This is a genomic window from Paenibacillus tarimensis, assembly GCF_021532315.1.
GTDB classification, from domain to species: Bacteria; Bacillota; Bacilli; order Paenibacillales; family Paenibacillaceae; genus Paenibacillus_I; species Paenibacillus_I tarimensis.
Genome location: NZ_JAKGAO010000014.1, coordinates 134,479 through 150,481, shown reverse-complemented (window position 1 = coordinate 150,481; position 16,003 = coordinate 134,479). Strand labels below are relative to the sequence as shown.

15 protein-coding genes are annotated in these 16,003 nt (G+C 54.2%); 3 read left to right on the top strand and 12 right to left on the bottom strand.

Annotated elements, in window-relative coordinates:
• Position 1: 1 nt before the first annotated feature.
• From arsL to L1N82_RS16775, 5 genes are read right to left on the bottom strand one after another with little or no spacing between them, the layout of a single operon-like run.
• Positions 2-1,279: an arsinothricin biosynthesis radical SAM protein ArsL gene (gene arsL / locus L1N82_RS16795; RefSeq protein WP_235288611.1), complete on the bottom strand. Its 1,278-nt coding sequence runs from the start codon at positions 1,277-1,279 to the stop codon at positions 2-4.
• 54 nt (positions 1,280-1,333) lie between these two features.
• Complete coding sequence (gene arsM / locus L1N82_RS16790) at positions 1,334-2,152, bottom strand: putative arsinothricin biosynthesis methyltransferase ArsM (protein WP_235288610.1); 819 nt, start codon at positions 2,150-2,152, stop codon at positions 1,334-1,336.
• Positions 2,145-3,368: an MFS transporter gene (locus L1N82_RS16785; protein ID WP_235288609.1), complete on the bottom strand. Its 1,224-nt coding sequence runs from the start codon at positions 3,366-3,368 to the stop codon at positions 2,145-2,147. Before L1N82_RS16785 ends, arsM begins: the two co-directional genes overlap by 8 nt.
• Positions 3,368-4,666, bottom strand: a complete 1,299-nt coding sequence (locus L1N82_RS16780) for an ATP-grasp domain-containing protein (protein ID WP_235288608.1) — start codon at positions 4,664-4,666, stop codon at positions 3,368-3,370. Before L1N82_RS16780 ends, L1N82_RS16785 begins: the two co-directional genes overlap by 1 nt.
• A gap of 11 nt (positions 4,667-4,677) precedes the next feature.
• Complete coding sequence (locus tag L1N82_RS16775) at positions 4,678-4,980, bottom strand: carboxymuconolactone decarboxylase family protein (RefSeq protein ID WP_235288607.1); 303 nt, start codon at positions 4,978-4,980, stop codon at positions 4,678-4,680.
• A 420-nt stretch (positions 4,981-5,400) separates the two neighbouring features.
• Here L1N82_RS16775 and L1N82_RS16770 point away from each other — a divergent pair, with 420 nt between their 5' ends.
• Positions 5,401-5,895, top strand: coding sequence for an arsinothricin resistance N-acetyltransferase ArsN1 family A (locus L1N82_RS16770; protein WP_235288606.1), 495 nt, complete (start codon positions 5,401-5,403; stop codon positions 5,893-5,895).
• Between the two features lie 43 nt (positions 5,896-5,938).
• Here L1N82_RS16770 and L1N82_RS16765 read toward each other — a convergent pair whose 3' ends face one another.
• From L1N82_RS16765 to pabB, 3 genes are all read right to left on the bottom strand, one after another.
• Positions 5,939-6,853 (bottom strand): NAD(P)/FAD-dependent oxidoreductase, encoded by a 915-nt coding sequence (locus L1N82_RS16765; protein ID WP_235288605.1) that lies wholly within the window; start codon positions 6,851-6,853, stop codon positions 5,939-5,941.
• Between the two features lie 103 nt (positions 6,854-6,956).
• Entirely contained in the window at positions 6,957-7,346 is a 390-nt protein-coding gene (locus L1N82_RS16760) for an RrF2 family transcriptional regulator (RefSeq protein WP_235288604.1), read from the bottom strand.
• Positions 7,347-7,522: 176 nt separating this feature from the next.
• Positions 7,523-9,790, bottom strand: a complete 2,268-nt coding sequence (pabB, locus tag L1N82_RS16755; RefSeq protein WP_235288603.1) for an aminodeoxychorismate synthase component I — start codon at positions 9,788-9,790, stop codon at positions 7,523-7,525.
• Positions 9,791-10,061: 271 nt separating this feature from the next.
• On the opposite strand from pabB, the gene L1N82_RS16750 reads away from it, so the two are divergent.
• Positions 10,062-10,844, top strand: coding sequence for a hypothetical protein (locus tag L1N82_RS16750; RefSeq protein ID WP_235288602.1), 783 nt, complete (start codon positions 10,062-10,064; stop codon positions 10,842-10,844).
• A 65-nt stretch (positions 10,845-10,909) separates the two neighbouring features.
• On the opposite strand, the gene L1N82_RS16745 is transcribed toward L1N82_RS16750, so the two are convergent.
• Positions 10,910-13,087 (bottom strand): anthranilate synthase component I, encoded by a 2,178-nt coding sequence (locus L1N82_RS16745; protein WP_235288601.1) that lies wholly within the window; start codon positions 13,085-13,087, stop codon positions 10,910-10,912.
• 263 nt (positions 13,088-13,350) lie between these two features.
• Between L1N82_RS16745 and L1N82_RS16740 the strand changes: the two genes are divergently transcribed.
• Complete coding sequence (locus L1N82_RS16740) at positions 13,351-14,820, top strand: ABC transporter substrate-binding protein (RefSeq protein ID WP_235288600.1); 1,470 nt, start codon at positions 13,351-13,353, stop codon at positions 14,818-14,820.
• 111 nt (positions 14,821-14,931) lie between these two features.
• Here L1N82_RS16740 and L1N82_RS16735 read toward each other — a convergent pair whose 3' ends face one another.
• Genes L1N82_RS16735 through L1N82_RS16725 form a run of 3 tightly spaced genes read right to left on the bottom strand, consistent with a single transcriptional unit; the run spans position 14,932 to position 15,974 of the window.
• Positions 14,932-15,186 carry a helix-turn-helix domain-containing protein gene (locus L1N82_RS16735; protein ID WP_235288599.1) on the bottom strand — a complete coding sequence of 85 codons (255 nt, stop codon included), beginning with the start codon at positions 15,184-15,186 and terminating at the stop codon, positions 14,932-14,934.
• 1 nt (position 15,187) lies between these two features.
• Positions 15,188-15,358, bottom strand: a complete 171-nt coding sequence (locus tag L1N82_RS16730; protein ID WP_235288598.1) for a YvrJ family protein — start codon at positions 15,356-15,358, stop codon at positions 15,188-15,190.
• Positions 15,348-15,974 carry a sigma-70 RNA polymerase sigma factor region 4 domain-containing protein gene (locus L1N82_RS16725; protein WP_235288597.1) on the bottom strand — a complete coding sequence of 209 codons (627 nt, stop codon included), beginning with the start codon at positions 15,972-15,974 and terminating at the stop codon, positions 15,348-15,350. The genes L1N82_RS16730 and L1N82_RS16725 overlap by 11 nt, the downstream gene beginning before the upstream one ends.
• Positions 15,975-16,003 lie beyond the last annotated feature (29 nt).

The following is a 16,003-nucleotide window of genomic DNA, read 5'->3' as shown; positions in this document are numbered from 1 at the left end:
CTTAGCATTTTAGACAGCAGCGCTTGAATATACCGTCTTCCGGTACGGTCACAATTTCGGCAAACAACTCGTCAATTTCAGGGTTCGGATGCTTCCACTCATAATGAAATTCGTGTTCGGTCAGCTCTAGCGACTGGATAGAAGACTGCCGCAGCAGCGGGGAGCCCTTGTACAGATAGAGCCTGGTTTCATACTGGATAGGGTCGATAATATCATTCAGCTGGTTGTCTTCGACAAAGGTGCGAAAGGAGGTCAGATCATCAATATTTGTCCAGGGATTGAACATGATGAAGGTAGGATTCAACATAATACCGGTGTCCCGAAGAAACTGAATGGCCTGTTCAATATCGGACACAGAGGTCTCTTTGGCAACTGCATCCAGCACCAGCTCGGAAGGGAATTCAAGCGCCGAGGTAATAAACTTGAGGCCGAGCTGTTTCATTTCTGCCAGCGCTTCCTTATTTTCCAGAATATGATCAACACGGGTTGTAAAATCGAAGGTCAATTGCGGAAATTCCTGATGAATTTGCCGGAGCAGCTTGATTCCATGATATTTGGCATTAAAGAAGTCCGCATCGATAAACGTCAGATGCGTCATCCCTCCGGCCATGAGGTTGCGCACATCCTCCAGCACTACATGCTCCGGAACCAGCAGCACCTTGCCGTCGTAAGCCGCATACACCGAGCAGTACAAGCATTTGTGATGGCAGCCTCGGGCAATTTCGGTCGAGCCGACTACCCGATCGGAGCCCAGCAGCTTGTTAATCTGCTTCTGCGGGTACTTGTGCAGCGGAGGAAGCATATGGCGGGCAGGTACGGCGAAATGATCCCGGCTCATATAGGGATGAATCACCTGCCCCTCCCGGGCTCCGCTCCCCGTCAGAATGCCCTCCAGGCTGCAGTCCTCTTCCCCGTTCAGATAGCGGGCGAGCTGCACAAGCGGCTGTTCCCACTCCCCGCATATGCAGGAATCGCTGTACGTCCCAGCCAAGCGGCTGGCATTGATCGTGGCATGCTGCCCGAAGAAGGTAATATGCGCCTGGGGATTGACGCGGCGAATGATTTTGGTCACCTCGGCTGCCGCCTGAACGGCATCAAAGAGAGGGATAGAGACAGCAATCAGATCCTGATCTGCAAAACGGGACTCCTGAACACCCTCCACATACGTGTCCAGCACCTCAACCTGCATCCCGTCCTCCTTAAGCAGCGCACTAAGAGCCGTAGCGACCGTAATAGGCTGGAACCCGCCTTCAAAATTGGAAACCAAAAGTATCCTCATAGCTTTCCTCCTCGGCTCAAATTCTGGTGCACCTTATCCGGATCAAGCGGACATTTACTCACTCTTCACGGCTTTGATGAGATAGTAGCCTACCTTCTCCTCCAGAAATGCGAATGCCTCCGGATGCGTATCCTGAAAGCTCAGGTAATCGGCTTTGTACTCCTCGCTCGATGCCATCAGCTCCGCATACCGCTTGTTCTTGTCCTCTGTAAAATTAACAATCTCAATGTCCGCAAAACCGGCGTTCTCCAGCTGCGCAATATTCTCGCTAAGCGGAATGCTGCCCGCCCTGCAGCCGCTGACCAGGCTAAGGTCGCCGCGGATCGAATCCGGAACCGGTGCATAGGAGACAAAGTCCGTGTAGACAAATATGCCCTGCGGCTCTAGAAGCCGGCTGATTTCGCTAATGGCCTTGATCCGGTCCGGCACCAGATTGAGCACGCATTCACTGTAGATAAAATCAAACTGTCCGTCCATGTAAGGCATGGCCTGGACATCGGCTACGAAGAAGCCCGTCTTCCCCCTGTAGGCACTGCTCAGCTCCCTGCTTCTCTCCCTTGCCCTTTCGATCATCTTCTCGCTGAAATCAATTCCGATAAACTGCTGCCCGAACGTGTAAGCGTTAGTGAGAGACAGGAGCGTCGTCCCCATGCCACAGCCTATATCCAGAATCCGCCGCTTCTGCGAGCCCAGCACAAGCTCCTTGATCCTTTCAGTCGGCCCGGAAGGCGAGAACTTGTCCGTTCCGGCGGCATAGCTTCCTTCTCCTTCTGCTACCGAGTTGTAAAAGTCCTTAATTGCCTGAACAGCGGGCGCAAGCTCCTGTGGAGCCTCCGAGCAGCAGGCTGCCGCAACCGTTTCCTGATTAGACATTTGTCATTTCCCCTTTCGTAATGGCCTTGATTTTGGCGGAACGGCTGTGAGCGGCCCAGCAGAGACAGAACACCGCTGTTCCTACTGCCCACATTAATCCCGAGAAATAAAAGGTGGTGTCAATGTGAAAGCTGTCCATCAGAAACCCTGAAGCAAGCGGGCCTATAACCATCCCAAGACTTGACGCCGATCCCAGAAAGCCCATCGTCGATCCCATGCCCGCCTGCCGGCCGAGAACCGCTGCCATTGCAGATGACGCAGCCAGTGTTACCGCCGAGGCCAGGCCTGTGCCCACCATCAGCAGGGAAATGCTCCACAGCGCGTAGGCCGACGGAAACATAATCAGCAGGATAATCGTCAGAACCGAGGACATGACAACCAGCCTGACCTTGTCATACCGGTCCACCACCCATCCAAGCGGCACCTGGGTAGCCCCTATGATGATATTGTTAAGGGCGATGAGGAACCCGATCGCGGCAATGCTCAAGCCGCGGCTGGCCGCATACAGGGTGAAGAAGGACACCATGAACATCGACAGTACGGCTACGACCACGTTAATCGAAGCGAGCGCCAGAACGCCTGGATGACGCCAGGGTGATACCGGCCGGCGGGCCGCCGGAACCTGCTCCTCCTGTTCGGCCTCCTGCTGCTGCGCTTCCGGGTGCTCATTCGCGCGCGAGGACGGCAGGAAGGCGACGATCACCAATGCTGCCAAAGCTAACCCCAGCAGGGAGAAGAAAGCCGTCTGCATTCCGTAGTGCTCTGCGATGGTACCACCTAGGAGCGGCCCCACTCCGTTTGCAACAAAGATGGACGTGTTGTACAAGCCCATATACTTGCCTTCCTTGCCTGCGGCACTGATTTCCCCCATATAGGCCATCGCCATCGGAAGCATCATCGCGGAAGCCACGCCGTGCAGGAGACGGGCTCCGAGCAAGCCGGCAATACTTCCCGCCAGACCGTAGCTCAAAGCGATGAACGGATACAGAATCAGACTGTAGGTTAGTATCGCTTTGGGACCCTTGGCGTCAGCCAATCTGCCGATTGGCGTACCGATCAGAAGACGGACGACATAGAAGCCGCTATAGAGCATGCCGACCCACAGGCCGGTTGCCCCCAAGTCCTTCGCATAAGGAGCGAGCAGCGGCGCGACAATCCCCGTGCCTGCCACAAGAATAAATACGGACAGACAGAGCAGAATAATCTGCCGCTTCATCACGCCCCCGGCTTGCAGCAGGATACAGCCGGCTGCTGCCCGCTAAGCCCCGCTTGTCCGCCGCCCGGCGGCTGTTCTGCAACAACGGTCAGCTGCAGCGCGTTGATTGCCGCCCTCACACGGTCGGATGCATGCTTGCCCTCCCTGCCGTGGGCAATCACATACCCGAGACGGTTGTAATTACTGTGCGATGCTTTCACATGCTGACCGTCCTCCACCAGCAGCTTCAGCTCCTGCACCCCTTCCATGCCGCTGACCGCCTCACTGCGAAGACGAACGATACCGCTCTGCCCGGCCAGAAGGAAGGCGATTTGGGCTGAGTCTGCGGCCGGAAGATCACGGGGCGCATCCTCGAGCGTGCCTCCAGCGGCAATGTGAAAGGCCAGCTTGCGCAAATCATAGCCCGTCACGGCCTCAACCAGACGATGGATCTGATCCCCTCCCATCCGGGCATTCACCTCAATGATCTTAGGCCCGCCAGCTGACAGCTTGACTTCGGTGTGAGATACAATGTAATCCACACCAAGCACCTTTAATGCCTCAGTGACTAATGCTTCAATGGCCTGCCGGTCCTCTTCCGCCAGCGGCGCCGGCACCAGATGCCCCGTCTCGATCATGCCTGCCGTTTCCTTTGCCGTCACGGCGATAACCCTCGTGATGCCATTCACCGTGCAGCATTCCACACTGAATTCCGGTCCTTCTATGAATTCCTCGATCAGGATATCCGCCTCAAGAGGCTGTCCGACCCAGTTCTTGCCTGAGCTTTGAATCGCTTCAACTGCCTCCCATACTTCCTCAAGTGATTCGCATCTTCTTACCATATGGCTGCCCGCGTCGTTGGATGGCTTCACAATTACCGGGAGGCTTATCTCGCTACCGCCAAGCGCCTGCAGCGCTTCGGCGGGAGAGCGAACCAGCTTGAAGGCTACCGGGTTCACATTATGCTCTCTTAGCAGAGCCCTTGTCCTCGCCTTGCTCCTGCAGTTACGGGCCGCTTCCACACTCAGGGCATGAGGCAGGTTCAGCGCTTCCGCTATCTTAGCCCCCAGAATCAAGCGGTACTCATTGCAGGTGTAGACAGCTCCAATCCGGCAGCGTTCTGCAAGCCCGGACACCTTGCGCAATACTTCCGTTTCATCGTTCAGATCCACCTCTACAGGCAGATCGGCATTCAAGGCGTCCTCCATCGAGATGACAGAATTAAGAAGCACCACCTTGTAACCAAGCTTTTGGATAAAATCGATCTCCTCGACCTGATCCCGTCTGCCGACTACCACAGCCCACTCGCCTTTATTCATCTGCATCCCTCCTACCGGCAGCATTCCGGCTGCGCAGCCGGTTCCACGCCACGGCTTCCGGCTGCTTCACGGCCCGTCAGACGCGCTGTCTGAGCTACGGCTACTATACCTGCCACCTGTCCGATCTCCTCATTGGTAATCATCGACTGCTTGGCCGTAACCACCGCCCTCCGCAGCGCCTCATCACCGGCTGTAAGCATGGATACAGTTAAAGCTACAAGCGCCTTGTCCCTGTCCGATAAGTGCTTAGCCTGGAAAGCCTCCTCTGCGAAAGCTTCAAACTTCCTTTCCAGATCAGGCAGTAGTTGAATCATTCCTCTTCTCCACCTCCTGAATATGAGTAAATACTACATGCTATATATCAACCTGCACCCGCTGTAAACGCAAAGCTGGACACAGTATGATACCGCTCAATAAAGGTTGATAATTGCAAATATATCATAAGGTGTAAGGTTGTGATTTTGTCTGAAGATAGTCTGAGGAAAATCATGTAGAAACGTGTGATATAATGCAGATTCTACAAATCAACAGTACATATCATGTCTGCTAGCTGCTTGAGGGGTTCCTATAAATTTCCTCCAGTATAATTATTTTATTTGCAAAAATCAACTAAATTATTTAAGCTAGGACCAAGGATTAAATCAATCGCCTGGAGGTTGGGCGCCATTGAGGGAGTTCAAACGTTGTGCTAGAATGTGAGAATCAATTGACTGGACTTTATTGGGGGAATTGGAATGATGCTGCAGACCGTCAGACAGGCTCACGAGCAGGATTTGGGGCGAATATTGGACATTTATAATCAGGGGATTGAAGACCGGATTGCTACACTGGAGACAGAGAAGAAGGATCAGGCATACATCGGTAACTGGCTTCTGGAGCATCAAGGGCGTTACACAGCTTTAGTTGCAGAAGATCAAGGAGAAATCGCAGGGTGGGCGGCGCTCAACCGCTACTCGCACCGCTGCGCCTATGACGGTGTGGCCGATCTGTCTATCTATGTAGACCGTGCCTACCGCGGCAAAGGAATCGGCAGTCTGCTGCTGCCTGCGCTTGAGGAGAGCGCTAGGAAGAACAGCTTCTACAAGATCGTTCTGTTCACCTTCCCCTTCAACGCTGGCGGCCAAGCGCTGTACCGCAAGAACGGATACCGCGAGGTCGGCGTGTTCGAGAAGCAGGGGCGCTTGGATGGCCGGTATATTGATGTCATGATTATGGAGAAGCTGCTGTAGCAGCCTCTCCATTCGTTCGTTTACCTAATAAGCAAAGAACCTCTCAGCTAAACGCCTCTTCCGTAAATTCCGTGTTCATACTGACTGCCGCTATACTGCCCGCCCCTGCGGCCAAAATCAATTGGGACGGCGTACCGGAAGCCGCCTCGCCCGCTGCGTACAGACCGGGTACAGAGCTCTTGCCGGCTGCATCCGTCCAGACTCCGCCATCCTCAGTTACTTCATAACCAAGCGCCTCATGGAACGCGGCATGCGGAACCCACTGCGGGATAATGAATCCGCCTGACCTGCTGACCCGTGAACCATCTGAGAATTCGACCTCCCGAAGCTTGCCTTCCTGGCCATGGAATGCTGCCACCGCCTGCTCCGTTACCTGAATATTACGGGAAGACAAGACCAGCTTCTGTTCATCCGACAGGACGCGCTGTCCATTCGTGCAGACGATAAGATCATGGCTCCAGCCATATAGCAGCTTGGCCAGATGGAATATTCTCTGATTATTCCCCACCACAATCAGAGGCTCGTCCCGCAGCTCCCATCCGTCACAGTATGGACAGTGAAACAGGCTTCTGCCGTACAGCTCCTTCAGCCCCGGAATATCCGGGTAAATCTCCTTCAGACCGGTTGCGAGCAGCAGCTTGCGGGATTGGACCGGTTCACGCCGATCACTGTCCGTTGTGACTTCGAAACCGCCGGGGATCTTGCGAATGCCCGTCACCTTAAGTGTTTCGTGCTGTACCGAAGGGTAACGCAGGATCTCCTCATATGCGACCCGGCGAAATTCTGCTGGCGTAATGCCGTCCCGGGTTAGGAATCCATGCGAAGCATGGGTAACCGCGTTGCGCGGCTGGTTGCTGTCAAGCAGCAACACGCTCCTTCTCGCCCTTCCCAGCACGAGTGCTGCGTTTAATCCTGCCGGTCCGCCGCCTATTATGACGCAATCATACTGTCCCGCCATGATGCTTCATCCTCCTTCCGCCAGAGCGGATCTATAGTATTAAAGATATAACAGATTCATTATATCTATAATTGGTGTGAAGAAACGGCCGTTCATCGCTTGCTTATGACGGCCTGGCAAGGTCGGAGATTTTCCTGCTTCTAAGGTACTCCTCCATTTGACGCTCTGCATCCATTACGACCTGCTGAATTTGGCACTCGCTGCTATGATTAAGACTGCATTCGAAGACAGAGGCCGTGCCTTCAATCGCATGGATAATATCCAGGAAAGAGATGTCCTCCTGACTGCGCCTGAGACGATACCCGCCATTAGCTCCGGGAACGGATTGAATGAGCCCCGCCTTGACCAGCTTGGTCAGCATCTTGGACAGGTAGGTAGGAGAGACACCGAGCTTCTCTGCCAGCAAATGCACGCTCACAGGCTTATCCGGTGCTTCCGACACCAGATGGAGCATCGCATGAAGCGCATAGTCGGTTGCTTGTGAATATTTCATGTAATCACCTTAATTAGAGACTTAATGGGTCTATAATAACTTTAATACAGGAGGAAAGCAAGCAGCGTTCTCGATTCCGCCGGTAAAAATAAGCAAAGCAATCACACTGCCTGCATGATTGCTTACTTCATTTTCCCCATACATCCAGAGGCAAGAATGATCACTCACTCCCGGGCTCACCGGCCGCCCTCAATTGCATACAGCTCGTGCCCGAACCTGCCGTATTTCGCGGTTACGACCGCTTGAATCAGCGCCTTCGCCTTCAACATTATCTCCTCATATTCCTGCTCAGGATCAGACTGCATCACAATAGCTCCGCCCACTCCTATTGTCGCTGACTGCTCCGTGCAGATAATCGTACGGATGACGATATTCAGATCGGCAGAGCCATTGACGCCAAGGAAGCCAATTGCCCCTGAATACAGACCCCTCGGACGCTGCTCCAGCCGGTCGATCAGCGACATGGTCCGCAGCTTGGGCGCACCGGTCATTGATCCTCCCGGAAAAGCAGCGCGGATGCATCCGACAGCCGACACATCCGGCCGCAGCTGTCCTCTGACCGTGGACACAAGCTGATGCACCGTTTCGTAGCTTTCCACATCCATCAGTTTCGGAACATGTACGCTGCCCACTTCGCAGACAAGGCCAAGGTCATTGCGCAGCAGGTCGACAATCATTAGATTTTCCGCACGGGTTTTCTCATCGCCCCGCAGCTGCTCCCGCAGTTCTGCATCCTCAGCCTCCGTTGCCCCCCTGCGGCTGGTTCCCTTAATCGGCTTCGCTTCCACACGGCCCTGCTGGTCAATTGTCAGGAATCGCTCGGGAGACGAGCAGACCACATGGATGCCGCCAAACCGCATATACGCTGAATAAGGAGCCGGATTAATGCGGCGCAGCGTGCTATATAATGCCAGCGAATCGCTTACGGCCTCCGTGCGCAGCTCATTGGTCAGGTTGATCTCATAAGTCTCCCCTTCACACAGAAACTGCTTGGCCTGCGCAATATCGGCTATATACTGCTCGTAGGAGCGATTAAGATGGAACAGGATGGGCTCGTCCGGCTGGTTATCATCTGTACGGCCACGATCTGCCGGATAGCTGCTGCCCCCCTGTGCAGCATCACATGCCTCCGCTGCAGCCAGCCGGGCCACATCACGGGCTGTCTCCTGCAGCCACCCTTCCGCCAGTTCCCTTACTTCGCCGCTGTCCGTTAAGGCAACCAGGTACAGCAGCTGCTCTTCATGGTCAATAACGCAAAGCCGGTCGGCGAACAGGAGCAGCGCGTCGGGAAGCGGAGATGTATAAGCCGCGTCACCGCCGCTCTCGGCCTTTAGCTCATAACCGAAGCAGCCTGCAAAGCCCCCTACAAAATCAAAGGGCAGCTCCGCTCCACAGGAGTTCTCTGCCAGCTCACGCTCCAAATAGTCATAGATGCTTTCACGGTGAGTAACAACTGCATCCCCCCGCCGCTCCTGTACCAGCTGTTCAGCCATACTGTAGCTCACGGTCCGGCTCAACGGGCCTCCTGCTGCGCTGATATAGGAGAACCGCCCCATTCCCTCGCCCGTCCGGCTGCTGTCAAGCCAGAAGGAAGAGTCTGTTCCGCTCGTTAAGTGACGGTACAGCCGTTCGGCGTCTGGATATTCCGTTAGTCTGCGGAACAATACTTCGTATGTCCTTGCCGTTCCAGCCATCAGAGATCCAGCTGCATCCGCCTTAGCCTGGACTTGGCCCTGAGGCTCGTCGGGACCAGGCACTCCCGCCCAAGACCAGGACAGCTGTTCCTTGCCTCCTGGAAGCGGAGAGTATAGCCGACTCAGCTGCTCAAGCGGCTTCCTGCCCTGCTTATTCCGGCCGTATTCTGCCTGGTGCGCAAGCGTCAGCTGGCCGAAATTTCGCAGAACCTGCTCGCCAAACTGCGTGCATATCGATTCCGGATGATACTGAACGCCCCACAGCGGACGGCTGCGATGGCGCAGCCCCATCAGTACCCCGTCTGCCGTCCAGGCGATTCCCACCAGCTCCTCCGGCAGGTCTTCCACCACCAGGGAGTGGTAACGGACAACCCGGGCATGCTGCGGAATACCGCTGAATAACGCTTCGTCGCTGTGCACAAGCTCACTCAGGCGGCCGTGCATAATTTCCGGCGCCTGTCTAACCTGCGCGCCATACAAGCTGCCAATGCCCTGATGCCCAAGGCACACGCCCAGCACCGGGACCTCCGCCTCCAGGATCGCCTGCCTGCATATGCCAAAATCCTCCTCCCGTTCCGGTCTTCCCGGCCCTGGTGAGATGACGATATTATCAAAGTCATACTCGCGCAGCTGCTCCCAGCTGACCGAGTCGTTGCGGACGACGGCCGGCTCCCTGCCGTTAATAGCCGCAATCATCTGATACAGGTTAAATGTATAGGAATCATAGTTGTCGATAAGCAGTGTCTTCACGCGTGCCTTCTACCGCCTTTGTTGTCTACTCTGGTCTTAGGTTGGTGCATTAATCGGATTATAGCAGAAAAGTATACACCAGTCGCGATCCCGCCAGCAGCTTCCCAACTCATTTCCCTGTAACTAATCGTGCTGACTTACCGTCTCATTGTTTACAGGGGAATGAGCCATGAAGAAGTTGTTATATTGAAGTAAAGAAGATGGAGCAGTAACTGATCAAAGGGGAGGGGATGAGTGTCAGTCCACACTTCCATAAGAGAGGATAACCGCCTTGTATAAATTAACACTAACTAAGCTTGCAGGCACTGCTTTACTGGCTTTGCTCGTCTCAATTACAGCAGCAGCCGAAGCCGGCCAGGGAGCAGATAGCGGAGCTGCGGAAGGAATAAGTGCGGATGCCTCCCGTGCCGCCCAATATTCAGCAAGTTATGCAGCACAACTAAACAGTCCGGTCCCAATGGAATTCGGGAATCTGGTCCTCTATGAATCACCTGTTAACGAAGATGCCAAGGTAGAATTCAGCGAGACAAAAGATTCGAATCTCACGTCTGTGCGGCCACCGAATGCAGAACGCCGCGTCTATATCCATTCCGTATACACGATTGCCAGGCTGCAGCCAGGCGTGCGCGAGCCAGGGGAGCTATCCAATCATATGCAGCTTCTCAGTGCAGCCAAGGGTGCCTCAGCCCCAAAACTGGATGCTGACCTCTCCATCTCCGCTGCTGTTCAGGCGGATGGAGTCTATGACCCTCATCTCCTCGAGCTGGTCAGGGAAAGCCTTACGGGGAATCCGGATGGCGTTATGACCAAGACATGGACTGCGGCAGATGAATGGCCCGCCATACCCGAAGACAGCCCGCATAATTCCCGCAGCTATTATGGCGCCGTTGATCATGAGTTGTATGACGTAACAGTGGTTCAGACAGACCTTTACGATCAATATATTGGAACAGTATACCAAGGCAGGTCAGTGGAAGAGACCGGTCGCACAGTGATTCATGGAGTGAAGAAACCGCTCATGGTCTCCTTCAGCTTGGATGCCAGCATACAATAAGAAAAGCCAAACCCTGCTGCTTAGCCGGGTTTGGCTTTTCCACTCTATTTCCACTCTATAAGAGACTACACAGCTGAAGCTGTCCGTTTCCGCTCGGCCACGAGCTCCACTACGTTGCGGATCATCTGCAGGCCGCGGTCTTCCTCCAGCGTCAGGATGGACTCGGGATGGAACTGCACGGCATAGACCGGAAGCTCCTTGTGCTCCACCGCCATCACGACGCCATCCTCCGATACCCCGGTTACCTGAAGACATTCGGGGACAGCTTCCTTGGCCGCGTACAACGAGTGATAGCGCGCCACCCCGAAGGTCGGCGAGATGCCCTTGAACACCCGGTTCTCTGCTGTCTGGCGGATGACCGAGCGTTTGCCGTGCATCGGATAATCCAGCACCTCAAGCTCCCCGCCGAAATATTCAACGATTCCCTGCAGTCCCAGGCATACCCCAAACACCGGCAGCTGCCGGCTGAGGCAGCCGTCAATGGTTGTCTGCAGCTGAAAATCAGCGGGTCTGCCTGGCCCCGGTGACAGCACGACAAGATCGGGCTTCAGCGTGTCCATCATGGACAGCGGGAAGCCTGCACGGTGAGTCACCACCTCGGCACCTGCCTGGCGGAAGTAATTGGCGAGAGTGTGAACGAACGAATCCTCATGATCCACCAGCAGCACGCGGATGCGGTCACTCTCTTCCGTAGCATGCTGCGGTTCTTCAACCGCTGTATCCGGCTTCAGGATCGCATCGCGCATGGCAGAAGCCTTCAGCTGTGTTTCCCGCTCCTCGGCCTCCGGGTCAGAATCGTAGAGCAGCGTTGCACCCGCACGCACCTCTGCGACTCCGCCCTCCAGGCGGATTGTCCGCAGCGTTAGGCCGGTATTCAAGCTGCCGTTAAAACCATAGAAGCCCACGGCTCCGCCATACCACTTGCGGGGTGACCGTTCGTTCTGCTCAATGAAGGTGATCGCCGCACGCTTGGGAGCGCCGGTAACCGTGACAGCCCACATATGGGTCAGGAACGCATCCAGCGCATCATACCCTTCCCGGAGCTGGCCCTCGACATGGTCGACCGTATGGATTAATCGCGAATACAGCTCGATCTGCCTGCGTCCGATGACCCTCACCGAGCCCGGGACACAGATTCGCGACTTGTCATTGCGGTCTACATCCGTACACATCGTCAGTTCAGATTCATCTTTCTCGGAATTCATCAGGAGCTTGATTTGCTCGGCATCTTCAATAGCCGTCCTGCCTCTCGGGATGGTGCCTGAGATCGGACAGGTTTCAATGCGCCGCCCCTCGACCCGAACATACATCTCCGGTGAAGCTCCGATCAGGTACTCGCCTTGGCCAAGATTGATGAGAAAACCATAGGGACTCGGGTTTCTGCGGCTCAGCCTCTTAAACAGCACGGATGGCAGCTCGCTGCACGGCTCGTAGAAGGTCTGGCCGGGCACCACCTCAAACATATTGCCGACCGCAAATTCCCGAATCGCCTTTCGTACAAGCTCCGCATAAGCCCCTGGCTCATGGTCGCTTGGCGCAGTCACTTCCCTGCCTGATGTAGGGCCCGACTTCCGTCCGGTTCGCGGCAGCCCCTCTGTATCCCCTGTATCATGTTGAAACTCATATTCATATCGAAGTGTCTTCTGCAGCTGATGATCCGTTACATAGATCTCATCCGGCAAATACAACACTAAATCTTCGTAGTTGTCCGGCCTGTCATGCTGCAGCTCCACCTTCTCGAACTGAAACACCAGGTCATAGCTGAATGCCCCGTATAATCCGAGCACCTCATCCTCCGGATGGTAGAAGTAATCCTTCACCGCCCGGATAATCGTGAAGACCGAGTTCTGCTTGCTTCGGTCCTCTTCCGCGAATATCCCTTCTGAAGGCACAAGACCGCCGGTTATAACTCCCGGTGCGTACACCAAGTCAGTTACGGCCGGAAGCCTGCTGAGCATGCCCCTTACAGCGGCAAGAAGAACCTCTCCTCTGCTGTTCAGCGCCTCCATGCGGAACGACATTCCGCGTGAAGACAGGCGCAGCGGCGGATTCACAAATCCGAATTCCCAGCGTGTATAGCGGCCTGGATATTCATAGCTGCTCGTAAACACCGCCCCGAGCTGGTCGTCCAGCTGCGGAATCAGCAGCTCCTGGACCTCTCCGCCCTCAAGCTCCGTCACACTTCTGGTGATCCACAACGCTCCGCTCGTCTGGTATTTCATTTCGTCCCTGTCTCTACTCATCTCTGCTCACTCTCACTTTCATCAGCGTAATGGACCTTCCTCTCGATTGTACCCTGCCCCCTTTAGTCTTGACAAGCAGCGGCATGTCCCATCCATATATGTTATTATATTTCTAAGGGGAGGTGTTTTTGCCAGATTAAACCACACGTTAATAGAGTTCCCTCAATGGTGTGGTGAAAATTTTTTTGAGAGAAACTGCATCTTTTTTCCAACCACTGTCGTCTAAATTACATACCTATAAAGTCTTTAAGGAGGAAATTCTCTTGATTCAACGATTTCGCAAGCTATTCTTACCCCTTGTTTTGACAACTGGCATTCTGGCAGGCTGTGCCAGCAACGCGGACAGCAACAAGGCCGAGGAAGCCTCGACGCTGAAAGTCATGTACCATGATGAGCGCTCCTTTTATCAGCAGTACGGCATGCTGTTCACCGCCCTTCATCCTAATGTAGAAATTGAAGTCATCTCTACGCAGAACGTCCGCCCGGAAGAAGGACAGGACTATGAGAAAATGATGATGGATTATATTGAGGAACAGAAGCCGGATGTCATTATGGTGGGTGTCGACCAATATGAGGAGCTGGCGGCGGACGGGAAGCTGGTTGAGCTTGACCCTTTCATTGAGAAGGACAAATTTGATCTGGAAGGCATTCTGCCAGGTGTTGTCGAGTATCTGAAGGAGAAGGGGAATGGAAGCTTATATGGTTTGACTCCTGAGTTTTACAGCCAGGCGATCTTCTATAATAAGGACCTGTTCGATCGTTATAACATTGAATATCCAAGGGACAAGATGACTTGGGAAGAGCTGCTTCATCTGGCCTCCCTCTTCCCTACTGATGGTACCGGGAAAGACCGGATCTACGGCCTTAAAGCAGGCTACCAGACGAGTCTGTTCGAGCTTGGCAATACTATAGGCCTTGCCAACGATCTGAATTTCGTTGACCCCAACAGCCTGCAGGTAACGATTAATACGGACTCCTGGAAGTCGATCTTCGAGTCTGCACTGATGGCGATCAAGTCGGGCACTCTGTATACCGAGGACCCGAATTCCATGAACGGCAACTTCAACACATACGAGGACTATCTCATGAGAGACCCGTTCATCAGCGGCCGGGTGGCGATGATGCTCGAAGGCACTTACAAGCTTAACGAGATTAAAGAAGCGACCGCCAGCCTAAAGGACAAAGCGGTTACCAACTGGGATCTCGTAACAGTGCCTGTCAACCCGCAGACCCCTGACCAATCGACGTATGTAAACTTCTACAATATCTTTGCTATCCATGCAAGCGCCGAGAACCGGGATGCAGCGTGGGACTTCATCAAGTACATCCATGGTGATGATTATGCCCGGGTTGCTGCCAAGGCCAACACAGGCAACTTCCCGATCCGGACCAAGTACATCAAGGATGATGAAGGCCGTAATCTGGCTGCCTTCTACGCCTTGAAGCCGGCTCAGCCACAGATGTACCGGAATTATGATAAGCTGCCTGAGATGTTCACATCAGAATTCTATCAGCTGGCTAACGAAGAGATGAAAGCAGCCGAGGATGGTAGCAAGTCCGTAAGCGAAGCGCTGGATAGCCTACAGAACAAGCTGGATAAGCTGATGCTGGAGGCCAAGCAGAAGGAAGATGCCGGAGCCGTTGATGCAGAGCAGGAAGCAGGCGGTGGAGCTGAAGCCGGAAGCACTGATGCGGCTGTTGAAGAGGAATCCGCGCCAGAAGCGGCAGAATAGTTAAGCAGAGTCAGAAACCTATCAAAAAAAAGGACGGGCCGCTTCGGCCCGTCCTTTGTACTCTTGCTGTCGCAAGGCAGCTTCCCTATTGACTGATGCCAGATTATCCATCTATCTATTCCCCTCCTGCTTGTCTATAAAGTTGCGGCTGAATGCCGTGTAGTCCGGTACGCCAGACAGGTCATAATCATATACTTTGCGGATGATCAGCTCAATGAGATTCTGTTCCAGATCATCCTGACGGTCAGGCTTCATGGACCTTCTCGCCGCCCGAATCACAGGAAGCAGCATGGTGATGATATCCTGCATTGCCTCTCCATCACCGGCCTGTGCAAGCTTCACCAGCTCATAGAGATCCTTATCCATCTTAGTCCTCTCCTGCTCGGTTCTTCATCGCTTCTGTTAACCTGACAATTGTCTCCGACAGCATATCCAGCTTCTTCTCGAAGCGTATTAGCAAGTAGCTTGCCACCGCTATCGGAAAGCCCACTTGGCTGACAGCAGCGAGTAAGTATGCGAATGGCTGCTCAGCATCCATTGCCCTCTCTCCTTCCTGTCATAGCCTGCCGCAGCTTACTCAGCGCAAGCCTTCTTGTTTTGGATATAGATTGAGGTGAAACACCCAGCATTTGCGCAGCTTCAGTATCACGGTAGCCCAAGGCATAGCACAGCGTTGTGACCAGCTTCTGTTTATACGTTAGCGATGCAAAGGCATCAGCCAACTGTTCATTTGTCAAGCTGTTGTGGAAGGTTTCCGGATCAGTTACCGCTTCTTCACTTGCTGCAGCTGAAGACGGATCCCGGCTGTTCTGAAACAGCTCGCCAAGCAGGGGAGCCCCTTCCTCCGTCGTTGATGGGCAATCGTACAAGAGGGGCTGGACCGCGTCTCGACGACGGCAGCTCCGCTGCTGGTCTATTGCTGCAAACTTAACAGTTGAAACCATGTACTTCATGAACCGGATTCGAAAAAAGTGCCGTCGAAACGACTGCTCCAGCTCCCGCCTGCTCTCTGGATCTCCATCCATGGCTTTCAGCAAAAGGCCCACCCGCGCCTCATCCTGAAAGAAGCCTGCCACGACCCGGTTCGCCAGAAGTGCGGGGTTTGCCTCACAGTAGCGCCGGAACCTCTGCTGCTGATGGTCTGAGATCAGCATGTTTATCCCTCCTCATCTGCTTATTTATA

What these genes read in the sequence shown, in the direction of transcription:
- L1N82_RS16735 (WP_235288599.1), bottom strand. Translation starts at nt 15,186, where the DNA reads ATGGATAAGGATCTCTATGAGCTGGTGAAGCTTGCACAGGCCGGTGAT.
- L1N82_RS16765 (WP_235288605.1), bottom strand. Translation starts at nt 6,853, where the DNA reads ATGGCGGGACAGTATGATTGCGTCATAATAGGCGGCGGACCGGCAGGA.
- arsM (WP_235288610.1), bottom strand. Translation starts at nt 2,152, where the DNA reads ATGTCTAATCAGGAAACGGTTGCGGCAGCCTGCTGCTCGGAGGCTCCA.
- L1N82_RS16745 (WP_235288601.1), bottom strand. Translation starts at nt 13,087, where the DNA reads ATGAGTAGAGACAGGGACGAAATGAAATACCAGACGAGCGGAGCGTTG.
- L1N82_RS16770 (WP_235288606.1), top strand. Translation starts at nt 5,401, where the DNA reads ATGATGCTGCAGACCGTCAGACAGGCTCACGAGCAGGATTTGGGGCGA.
- L1N82_RS16780 (WP_235288608.1), bottom strand. Translation starts at nt 4,666, where the DNA reads ATGAATAAAGGCGAGTGGGCTGTGGTAGTCGGCAGACGGGATCAGGTC.
- L1N82_RS16725 (WP_235288597.1), bottom strand. Translation starts at nt 15,974, where the DNA reads ATGCTGATCTCAGACCATCAGCAGCAGAGGTTCCGGCGCTACTGTGAG.
- arsL (WP_235288611.1), bottom strand. Translation starts at nt 1,279, where the DNA reads ATGAGGATACTTTTGGTTTCCAATTTTGAAGGCGGGTTCCAGCCTATT.
- L1N82_RS16730 (WP_235288598.1), bottom strand. Translation starts at nt 15,358, where the DNA reads ATGGATGCTGAGCAGCCATTCGCATACTTACTCGCTGCTGTCAGCCAA.
- L1N82_RS16775 (WP_235288607.1), bottom strand. Translation starts at nt 4,980, where the DNA reads ATGATTCAACTACTGCCTGATCTGGAAAGGAAGTTTGAAGCTTTCGCA.
- L1N82_RS16760 (WP_235288604.1), bottom strand. Translation starts at nt 7,346, where the DNA reads ATGAAATATTCACAAGCAACCGACTATGCGCTTCATGCGATGCTCCAT.
- L1N82_RS16785 (WP_235288609.1), bottom strand. Translation starts at nt 3,368, where the DNA reads ATGAAGCGGCAGATTATTCTGCTCTGTCTGTCCGTATTTATTCTTGTG.